This window comes from Candidatus Sodalis sp. SoCistrobi (assembly GCF_900143145.1).
Classification (GTDB): Bacteria; Pseudomonadota; Gammaproteobacteria; order Enterobacterales; family Enterobacteriaceae; genus SoCistrobi.
Map to the genome: position 1 here is coordinate 1 of NZ_FRDB01000115.1, position 9240 is coordinate 9240.

At 59.9% G+C, this 9240-nt stretch carries 10 protein-coding genes and 1 pseudogene; 1 reads left to right on the top strand and 10 read right to left on the bottom strand.

Annotated elements, in window-relative coordinates; genetic code table 11:
* A partial coding sequence (locus CINSTRO3249_RS09150) for an integrase core domain-containing protein (protein WP_143146879.1) occupies nucleotides 1–229 on the top strand: 229 nt, incomplete at its 5' end.
* 186 nt (nucleotides 230–415) lie between these two features.
* On the opposite strand, the gene nth is transcribed toward CINSTRO3249_RS09150, so the two are convergent.
* From nth to CINSTRO3249_RS09200, 10 genes and pseudogenes are all read right to left on the bottom strand, one after another.
* A complete protein-coding gene (nth, locus tag CINSTRO3249_RS09155) occupies nucleotides 416–1054 on the bottom strand; it encodes an endonuclease III (protein ID WP_074013055.1) in 639 nt (212 codons plus the stop codon).
* Nucleotides 1047–1745 carry an electron transport complex subunit E gene (locus CINSTRO3249_RS09160; RefSeq protein WP_074013056.1) on the bottom strand — a complete coding sequence of 233 codons (699 nt, stop codon included), beginning with the start codon at nucleotides 1743–1745 and terminating at the stop codon, nucleotides 1047–1049. Before CINSTRO3249_RS09160 ends, nth begins: the two co-directional genes overlap by 8 nt.
* Nucleotides 1738–2373 (bottom strand): electron transport complex subunit RsxG, encoded by a 636-nt coding sequence (gene rsxG / locus CINSTRO3249_RS09165; RefSeq protein WP_074013057.1) that lies wholly within the window; start codon nucleotides 2371–2373, stop codon nucleotides 1738–1740. Before rsxG ends, CINSTRO3249_RS09160 begins: the two co-directional genes overlap by 8 nt.
* Nucleotides 2374–2383: 10 nt before the next feature.
* Nucleotides 2384–3424: an electron transport complex subunit RsxD gene (gene rsxD / locus CINSTRO3249_RS09170; protein WP_074013058.1), complete on the bottom strand. Its 1041-nt coding sequence runs from the start codon at nucleotides 3422–3424 to the stop codon at nucleotides 2384–2386.
* The gene (rsxC, locus tag CINSTRO3249_RS09175) at nucleotides 3425–5722 is read right to left on the bottom strand and encodes an electron transport complex subunit RsxC (protein WP_074013059.1); all 2298 of its coding nucleotides are present in this window, start codon (nucleotides 5720–5722) and stop codon (nucleotides 3425–3427) included. It lies immediately after the preceding gene.
* Nucleotides 5715–6287, bottom strand: a complete 573-nt coding sequence (gene rsxB / locus CINSTRO3249_RS09180) for an electron transport complex subunit RsxB (RefSeq protein ID WP_074013060.1) — start codon at nucleotides 6285–6287, stop codon at nucleotides 5715–5717. Before rsxB ends, rsxC begins: the two co-directional genes overlap by 8 nt.
* On the bottom strand, nucleotides 6287–6868 hold the full coding sequence (gene rsxA / locus CINSTRO3249_RS09185; RefSeq protein WP_011411275.1) for an electron transport complex subunit RsxA: 582 nt from the start codon (nucleotides 6866–6868) through the stop codon (nucleotides 6287–6289). Before rsxA ends, rsxB begins: the two co-directional genes overlap by 1 nt.
* Before the next feature lie 198 nt (nucleotides 6869–7066).
* Nucleotides 7067–7492: a DUF2569 family protein gene (locus tag CINSTRO3249_RS09190; protein ID WP_074013061.1), complete on the bottom strand. Its 426-nt coding sequence runs from the start codon at nucleotides 7490–7492 to the stop codon at nucleotides 7067–7069.
* Nucleotides 7489–7704 carry a transcription modulator YdgT gene (gene ydgT / locus CINSTRO3249_RS09195; RefSeq protein ID WP_074013062.1) on the bottom strand — a complete coding sequence of 72 codons (216 nt, stop codon included), beginning with the start codon at nucleotides 7702–7704 and terminating at the stop codon, nucleotides 7489–7491. The genes CINSTRO3249_RS09190 and ydgT overlap by 4 nt, the downstream gene beginning before the upstream one ends.
* A 246-nt stretch (nucleotides 7705–7950) precedes the next feature.
* A pseudogene (locus CINSTRO3249_RS09200) lies at nucleotides 7951–9113 on the bottom strand (L-arabinose isomerase); the annotation flags it as partial.
* Nucleotides 9114–9240 lie beyond the last annotated feature (127 nt).

The window sequence follows — 9240 nt, forward strand, 5'->3', positions numbered from 1 at the left end:
CGGCGACTCCTACGATAATGCGATGGCAGAGAGTATCAACGGGTTGTACAAAACGGAGGTTATCCACCGCGGGAGCTGGAAAAACCGGACGGAAGTGGAGTTGGCCACGCTGGACTGGGTGGACTGGTACAACAACAGAAGGCTGCTCGGGCGGCTGGGTTACATCCCTCCTACTGAAGCCGAAATGAACTATTACGCTTTGCAATTAGCATCAGAGGAAGCGGCGTAGTATTGCCAAAATTACTCTCTAATAAACTCGGGGTTATTCAATCCTGGAGCAATTGGTCAATAAGATCGTTGCTGATAGGCATTTTGTAGTCCTTTAAAGGTTTTGCTAAAAATGCCATTTACACAGATTATTTTACAGCCTCCCGGCCGGGGGGTAGGTAACCGCCGGCCGACACGCCCGGGGACGTTATTGCGGATAATGTTTCTGGTCGTACTCACATAAATCTTCAATCAGACAGGAGCCGCAGCGCGGCTTGCGGGCGATGCAGGTATAGCGGCCGTGCAGGATAAACCAATGGTGGCAATCCACCTTAAACTCCCCCGGCACCACGTCCAACAGCTTATGTTCCACCGCCTCCACGTCTTTACCCACCGCGAAGCGGGTGCGATTAGCGACACGGAAAATGTGCGTGTCTACCGCAATCGTCGGCCAGCCGAAAGCGGTGTTCAACACCACATTGGCGGTTTTGCGCCCGACGCCGGGCAGTGCTTCCAACGCTGCCCGGTCTTGCGGCACCTCGCCCTGGTGGCGTTCTAACAACAGGCGGCAGGTTTTGATAATATTTTCCGCTTTTGTGTTAAATAGCCCTATCGATTTAATATAGCTTTTGACGCCCTCCACGCCCAGCGCCAGCATGGCCTGCGGTGTGTCGGCCGCCGGGAATAATTGGCGGGTGGCCTTATTGACGCTGACATCGGTCGCTTGAGCGGAGAGCAGGACCGCAATCAACAGCTCGAAAGGTGAGCGGTAGATTAGCTCGGTGGTGGGGTGGGGATTATCCGCCCGCAGGCGACACAGAATGTCATAACGCTTGCTCTTATTCATCGGCTAAAGGCTGTCCCTGTTGCAGCACTACCGGTTGGGCCGCCTTTGGCCGCCGGGCTTTCATGCGTTGATCGATAAGGTATTTCCCCGCCAGCAGAAACCCCAGGCCGATAAACGCGCCGGGCGGTAACATGGCCAGCAAAAAGGGCGTATCGGTATGGAATACCTCGATGCGCAGCACCCGCGCCCATGCGCCCAGCAGTTGGTCCGCGCCGTCGAACAGCGTGCCGTTCCCCAGCAGTTCGCGCAGGGCGCCGAGCAGCAGCAGCGCGCAGGTCGAGCCGAGCCCGATGGCCAACCCATCCAGCGCCGCCAGCGCCGGCGGCCGCTGCGAGGCATAGGTTTCCGCCCGGCCGATAACGATGCAGTTGGTCACGATAAGCGGGATGAAAATGCCGAGAGATTGATAAAGGCCGAAAGCATAGGCGTTGATAAGCATCTGTACCGCCGAGACCACCGAGGCGATAATCATGACATAGATCGGAATGCGGATTTCGCCGGGGATCCAGCGGCGCATAGCCGACACCGCGGTATTGGTGCAAACCAGCACTAACGTCGTGGCAAGCCCCAACCCGAGCGCATTGGTAGCGGTGTTGGATACCGCCAGCAGCGGACACAGGCCCAATAATTGCACTAGGGACGAGTTATTGCGCCACAGACCTTCCAGGAGGACGCGTTTTGCTTCATTCATGCGGCTGCTCTCCACAAAGCGGCATCCTTTCCAGCGTGTTCAAGTTTTTTTTCAAAAAACCGGCGGTGCGCTTGACGGCATTCACTACCGCCCGCGGCGTGATCGTCGCACCGGTGAATTGATCGAACATACCACCGTCTTTCTTCACCGCCCAGCTCTTGTCGTTATCCGAGCGCAGCGATTTGCCGCTGAAATGCGTAATCCAATCCGACAGCCGCAGTTCGATTTTATCCCCCAGCCCCGGCGTCTCATGATGGCGCGTCACCCGGGCGCCCAAAACGTTGCCTTGAAAGTCCGCACCGACCAGTAAATCAATGGCGCCGGCGTAGCCGTCCGGCGCGGTGGTCTCGATTGCCGCCGCGACCGGTGTCCCGTCTTTGCGCGCCAGGTAAAGACGGTGCGGCGCGTTGCTGCCGAGCGCCGGATCGGTCACCAGATAGCATTCGTCCAGCAGCTGATTATTGTATAAATCCGGCGGCACGACTTGATCCAGCAATTGCATTTGCTGCCTGGCCGCCTGCCGTTCAATGGTGCCGGTAGTCAAACCATTGACCAGCGCCGTCAGCCCGGTAGCCAGAGCGGCGAATAGGGCAAGGGTGATGCCATGCTTCCTCATTGTCCTTAACATCCTACCTTCCTTAGCGATGGCCATATGCGCGTGGCTGAGTGTAGTGGTCAATCAACGGCACACAGATATTGGCCAGCAACACGGCGAAGGCCACGCCATCAGGGTAACCTCCCCAGGTACGGATTAGCCATACCAACAGACCCGTCAACGCGCCAAAGATCACCCGTCCCCTGACGGTGGTGGCGGCGGTGACCGGATCGGTGGCAATGAAAAACGCACCCAGCATCGTAGCGCCGGAAAACAGGTGCAGTAAAGGCGGCGCGCTGACCGCCGGCGCCAGCCAGTGCCCGAGCCCGGCGCCAATGAGCATGGCGGCAAGCACGCTAAGCGTAATGTGCCAGCTGATGACCCGCCGCCAGATCAGATATAGCCCACCGACTAAAAAGCCAATGTTTGCCCACGTCCATCCTGCGCTGGCCTGCCAATCCCAACGATAATGGGATGCCGTCAGCGCGGCGGTGCGCAGGCCGGTCTTAAAACCGTCGAGCGGGGTGGCCTGGGTGACGCCATCGACGGTGGCGCGCAATTGCGCGAGCGTCAGTCCGTCCGGCGTGGCGCCGGTGAAAATCAGCGCCAGACTGTCGGTCAGTGAAACCGGATGCAACAGCAGGCTTTGCTGAGGCGACCAGCTGGTCATCTGCACCGGGAAGGAAATCAACAACACCACATACCCCACCATCGCCGGATTAAAGGGATTATGGCCGAGACCGCCGTAGAGCTGCTTGGCGATGACGACAGCAAACGCCGTCGCCAGCACTATCATCCACCACGGGCCCAGCGGCGGTAGGCTCAGCGCCAGCAGCAGGGCGGTAAGCAGGGCGGATCCGTCGCCAAGCCGGGGGGCCAGCGGTTGACGGCGCAGTGTGAGCACAATGCCTTCGGCTATCAGTGCCGTCACACAGGCTAACGCCAGTTGAATGACAATGCCGCTGCCAAAAAAATAGGCCAACGCCACCAGCCCGGGCAGGCAAGCAGCCATGACCTGAATCATGATTTGCCGGGTGCTCTGCCGGTCATGGGTGAAGGGGGAACTTGCCATTCTAAACGCCATTTAGTCCTCTTCAGACGAAATTGTGGTCGCGGCGGGAAGGTTCTTTTCCGCCTTCTGCCGGGCGGTTGCTGCGGCGCTGGCGCCCTGAGGAGGCGGTGGCATCGCACCGGCGGCGTTGCCCGCAGGCCCTGACGTCGCCGTCATAGATGTGGTGACGTTGTCACTTAAAGTGGAATTCTCAGCGCAGTCTGGCGCGGCGTCAACCCGATTTGGGAGAACCGTACTTTCCTGGGCGGCCTGGCGACGCGCTTTCACCCGTGCGATGGCGGCGACGACGGCGGCCTTGCGCGGATCGATAGTGTTCACGTCGCGGTTCCCGGGCGCGAACGGATCAAGGGCCGCGGGTGTCCTCGTCGCCCCTGCGCTGAGATTGTCTGCTGGCGGCGTAAGCGGGCCATCAGGCGCGGTAAGACCGGTCGCCGTTTTCGTGACGTTGTCACTTGCTTCCTGAGCGCCAACGTTTGGTGGCGCCGGGGGTGGCTGCGAAGGGTGCCCGGCCGCTCCCTGGGCGGCTTGACGCCGGGCTTTCACCCGGGCAATGGCGGCGGCGACGCTGGCTTTGCGGGGATCCATGCTGTCTCCTGCGACGTCGGCGGTACCAGCGGCGGGCGCCGCCGGTGCGATGAGCGCGCTGGCATCCGGGCCGTCTTGTACTGCTTGGCGACGGGCTTTCACCCGGGCAATAGCGGCGGCGACGGCGGCTTTGCGGGGATCAGTGCTGTCTCCTGCGACGTCGGCGGAAGGATCGGCGGGCGCCGCCGGTGCGATTTGCGCGCTGGCGTCCGGGCCGTCTGGTACTGCTTGCCGACGGGCTTTCACCCGGGCAATGGCGGCGGCGTCATCCAGCGTCACCGCGGCCTGCTGATGGCGGGCAAGCCGTTGCTGTTTTTCCCGCTCGCGCCGCGCCAGTTTGGCTTCAAAGCGGGCTTTGGCCATCGCCGCACGCCGGGCGTCATCGTCCAGCGCGCGGATTTCCGCTTTCTGCTGGCGATAGTAGTGCACCAGCGGGATATTGCTGGGGCATACATAGGCGCAGGCGCCGCATTCGATACAATCAAACAAGTGATGCTGGCGCGCCTTATCGTGCTCTTGCCCGCGGCTGAACCAATAAAGTTGCTGCGGTAGCAGGCTGGCCGGACAGGCGTCCGCGCAACGGCTGCAGCGAATACAGCTTTGCTCCGGTTCCGCCGGCGCGAGCTCCTTAACGGACGGCGCTAATAGGCAGTTGCTGGTCTTGACTACCGGCACTTCCAGCGCCGGTAGGGTGAAGCCCATCAGCGGCCCGCCCATAATCACTGTCGGCTCGGCGTCGGGGGTGAAACCGGCGTGGGCGAGCAGGTGGCTCACCGGGGTGCCGATTCGCGCCCAGACATTGCCCGGCCGCGCCAGCGCCTCGCCCGTCAGCGTCACTACGCGCTCGGTCAACGCTTCTCCATTAATCACCGCGCGCGTGATGGCATAGACGGTGCCCACATTCAACATGACCACGCCGATAGCGGCGGAATGTTGACCCGCAGGGACTTCTTTGCCGGTCAAAATTTTGGTCAGTTGTTTAGCGCCGCCGGAGGGGTATTTGGTCGGAACGACGCGCAGCTCGCCGATAGGGCGCTCACACAGTGCGCCTTTCAAGGCGGCAATCGCCGCGGGTTTATTATCCTCAATGCCCAGCAATAGGCGCTGGGGTTGCAGCATATGCTGTAAAATTGCCATGCCGGTGACAATGTCACGTGCATGTTCCTGCATCAATCGGTCGTCGGCGGTGATATAAGGCTCACACTCGGCGCCGTTGATGATCAGGGTTTCCACCCCGTGCTTGCCGTCACCGAGTTTCGCTGCGGTGGGAAAGCCTGCGCCGCCCAGACCGGCGATCCCGCTGTCATGAATGCGGCAGAGCAACTGCGCTGGTGAGCAGTGAAGGAAATCCGCCAGCGGCTGGCGCGTGATCCAGCGGTCCTCGCCGTCGGGCAGCAGGATGACGCTCAATTCCCCCAGGCCCGATGGATGCGCGGTCCGATGCGGCGCTATTGCCGCGATAGTGCCGGAAGTAGGGGCATGCACCGGCAACGTCCGGCCGCTGCCGGCGGTCAATGGCTGACCGCGCAGCACGTCATCGCCGGGCGCTACCCGCAATTCCCCTTCGGGGCCCAAATGCTGTTTCAGGGGGATTATTAGCCTGTCAGGCAGCGGCACTGACCGTAGGGGGACAATGCTGGACTGGCTTTTCATCTCAGGGGGATGGATACCGCCCGGGAAATCCCACAGTCGCTGTTTGCGCAGGGCAGACAATAAGTTAAACATGTTGCTCCTGCTGGATAACCGTGACGGGTATGGTGTGCAGATCCCACTTCCAGCTGGCGGGCGTAACGACGAGTGGCCGCATTTCAATACAGTTGGTGGGACAGGGTGCCACGCAGAGATCGCAGCCGGTGCACAGATCGCTCACCACGGTATGTACGGCGCGCGTGGCGCCGACGATGGCATCCACCGGACAGGCTTGAATGCATTTGGTGCAGCCGATACAGTTGCCTTCGTCTATCCAGGCTACGCGCGTCTCAGGTCTTGCGGCGGCTTCGCCCTCCATCGGCTGGGGGTCGACGCTGAGCTGGGCGGCGATTTTCAACATTACCGCCTCGCCGCCCGGCACACATCGATTAATAGGGGCGCCGCCGGCGACCGCTTCGGCATAAGGACGGCAACCAGGGTAGCCGCACTGGGCGCATTGGCTTTGCGGCAGCAGGGCATCAATGCGCTCGGCTACCGGATCCGCGTCTACCTGAAAACGGCGGGCGGCAAAGCCCAGCAACGCGCCGGCCAACAATGCCAGAGCGCTAAGGGCGGCGACGGCCAGCCAGAACGTCAGCATCAGACCTTCACCAGCCCGGTAAAGCCCATGAAGGCCAGCGACATCAACCCGGCGGTAATGAGCGCGATCGACGAGCCCTTAAAGGGCGCCGGAACATCCGCCACCGCCAGCCGTTCGCGAATCGCGGCGAATAATACCATCACCAGCGAGAAGCCGACGGCGGCACTGAAGCCGTACAGCGCGGACTGGAGAAAATTGTGGTTTTCATTCACATTCAGCAGCGCTACGCCCAGCACGGCGCAGTTAGTGGTAATCAGCGGCAAAAAGATGCCCAGCAGGCGATAGAGCGCCGGGCTGGTTTTACGCACCACCAGTTCGGTAAACTGCACCACCACCGCGATAATAAAAATGAACGCCAGCGTTCTCAGATAGGGAATGTTCAGCGGCAGCAGAATAAAATCATTGATAAGCCAGGCGCAAATCGACGCCAGCGTCATGACAAAGGTCGTGGCCATACCCATGCCCAGGGCGGTCTCCACTTTTTTAGAGACCCCCATAAAGGGGCACAAACCGAGGAATTTGACCAGCACAAAGTTATTCACCAGCACGGTGCCGATGAACAGCATCAGGTAACCATTCATTGCCATACCTACACAAGAAACAATGGGCATTATCCGGCATCGGCGGGCGTTCGACAACCCATTCGCGCACGCGGGCACAATTTCCGTGCGAAGACCCGGTGGCGCCGGCGATGAGCGCGTGGGCAGGGAGACCGGCGTTGCGCCGATCGGCGCGGCTTTCGGCCCCCTGCACTGGCGGGAGAGAAACCCGCCGTCGACTCAGCGCAGGATAAAGGTTTGACGTACGCGCTGCGAGCGTTTGATATAAGGCACCAACAGCGCTGCGGCCAAGACGGGGGGGAATAGCACCCGTAGCGCCAGATTGTCGCTAACCGGGGCGAAGGCAAAGGTTTTAATGCCGAGTAGCACGCCCACCAGCAGCCACAACACAAGCAGGCGAGGAAACCGCCGGGAGCGGCGAAACAGCAAACGCAACAGCCAGAAGGTGAACAGCCACATTGCGCCGGAGGTCAGCAGGCTGGCGATGCCGGCCGGCGTCAGAGGACCGCCGTGCTTTATTAAAAACCAGAGATACACCAGTAAAATGGCCGTGGCGCTTAAAAGCGTCATACCCAGCCAGGCGATGACCGCCCAGAGCCAGCCCCCGATAGGACGCGGCGTGAGCGTGGTGGATGGCGTAGTCACACCACGTACCGCCACACGGCTTTCGGTACCTGCCCGAGATCAAACAAGCGACCGCCGGCGGCTAATTCGGCGCGACGATGATCCGCAGCTCGATACATGTTGATAATTTCATCATCATCGGTCAGAGAATAATTTAAATGATCAAATAGCTTTTCCAGACTTTCAGATGTGTTGACCTTACGAAACTTCAGCAAATAATCGTGGGCAGTCATGTCGCGCTTTCAGGGAAGGGAATATAAGCATCGTAGTATATTCTGTGCCGCCGGGCTGTCCAGAAATTCCTGTCAAAAAAACGAAAAACCCGGGAAAATAGCCTCGTTGGCATCGATTCGGCCAGAATAAAGCCGGGCAAAGGCAGAAAATACGGCTCTTTCGTGCCCACAGCAAAATAACAGCGCCGCCATCGCAATGGATAACGGCGCGCCAGGGGCTATTAAAGGATAATGTTATTCAGAGCATTAACTCGCCGCCAGTTTATAATAAAGTTCATTCCAGCGCAGCGCCTGTTTAAAATCGGGCAGCCGCGTTTCATTATCAATCACCATTAATTCAATATTATTCATTTCCGCATACAAACGCAGCGGTTCAAGTGTAAGCGCCTGGCTGAATACCGTATGATGCGCGCCGCCTGCGGTGATCCAGGCCTGCGCCGCGACCGCCAGCGACGGCTGGGCGCGCCAGACCGCGCGCGCCACCGGTAGCTTGGGCAGGGGTTGCGGTTGTTCGACGGTATCCACCACATTGACCAGCAGGCGAAAGCGGGCGCCCAGATCGATAACCGAGGCCACCACCGCCGGTCCCGCGGGCGTTGAAAACAGCAGGCGCGCCGGGTCGGCTTTACCGCCGATGCCGAGATGCTGCGCATCCAGCAGGGGTTTCTCCTCGCGGGCGATGCTTGGGCAGACTTCCAGCATGTGCGAGCCCACCACCAGATCGTTACCGGGCTCGAAATGATAGGTGTAATCCTCCATAAACGAGGTCCCCCCTGGCAGTCCCGCCGCCATGACTTTGCAGATGCGCAGCAGGGCGGCGGTTTTCCAGTCGCCTTCGCCGCCAAAGCCGTAGCCTTGCTCCATGAGCCGCTGCACCGCCAGTCCCGGCAACTGCTTTAGCCCGTGCAGATTTTCAAAGTTGGTGGTAAAGGCGTGACAGCCGGTTTGTGTTAAAAAGCGCTGTAATCCAAGCTCAATGCGCGCCGCATCCAACAGATTCTCCCGCCGTTCGCCGCCGATTTGCACTGCCGGCGTCAGGATATAGCGTGATTCATATTCGTCGATAAGCGCAGCCACATCGCCGTCGCGTCGCTGACCGCATCCACCACCGACACCAGATCCCCCAGCACATAGGCGGTTACTGAATAGCCGAACTGGATTTGGGCGCTGACCTTGTTGCCTTCGGTGACGGCCACTTCCCGCATATTGTCGCCAAAACGGGCAACGATCAGTTGCTGGCTTTCCTGACGGCCGAGCGCCGCGCGCATCCAGTCACTGATGCCCGTGTGGGTACGGGGATCGCGCCAATGGCCCACCACCACCTGATGCGCCAGCTGCATACGGGCGCCGATAAAACCGAATTCACGCCCGCCGTGCGCGGTTTGGTTCAGGTTCATGAAGTCCATGTCTGAATCACCCCGGATAAATTAGAGTCTATACTTTAAAAGTGGAGGTCTCTATGACAACGACCAAACGTTACTCTCCGGAAGTCCGTGAACGGGCAGTTAATCTAGTGCTGGAAACTCAGCATGAGCA

Excerpts from the sequence above, each read along its gene's own strand:
- rsxC (WP_074013059.1), bottom strand. The coding sequence starts at position 5,722 with ATGTTTAACTTATTGTCTGCCCTGCGCAAACAGCGACTGTGGGATTTC.
- nth (WP_074013055.1), bottom strand. The coding sequence starts at position 1,054 with ATGAATAAGAGCAAGCGTTATGACATTCTGTGTCGCCTGCGGGCGGAT.
- ydgT (WP_074013062.1), bottom strand. The coding sequence starts at position 7,704 with ATGACTGCCCACGATTATTTGCTGAAGTTTCGTAAGGTCAACACATCT.
- CINSTRO3249_RS09160 (WP_074013056.1), bottom strand. The coding sequence starts at position 1,745 with ATGAATGAAGCAAAACGCGTCCTCCTGGAAGGTCTGTGGCGCAATAAC.
- rsxB (WP_074013060.1), bottom strand. The coding sequence starts at position 6,287 with ATGCTGACGTTCTGGCTGGCCGTCGCCGCCCTTAGCGCTCTGGCATTG.
- rsxA (WP_011411275.1), bottom strand. The coding sequence starts at position 6,868 with ATGAATGGTTACCTGATGCTGTTCATCGGCACCGTGCTGGTGAATAAC.
- rsxD (WP_074013058.1), bottom strand. The coding sequence starts at position 3,424 with ATGGCGTTTAGAATGGCAAGTTCCCCCTTCACCCATGACCGGCAGAGC.
- rsxG (WP_074013057.1), bottom strand. The coding sequence starts at position 2,373 with ATGTTAAGGACAATGAGGAAGCATGGCATCACCCTTGCCCTATTCGCC.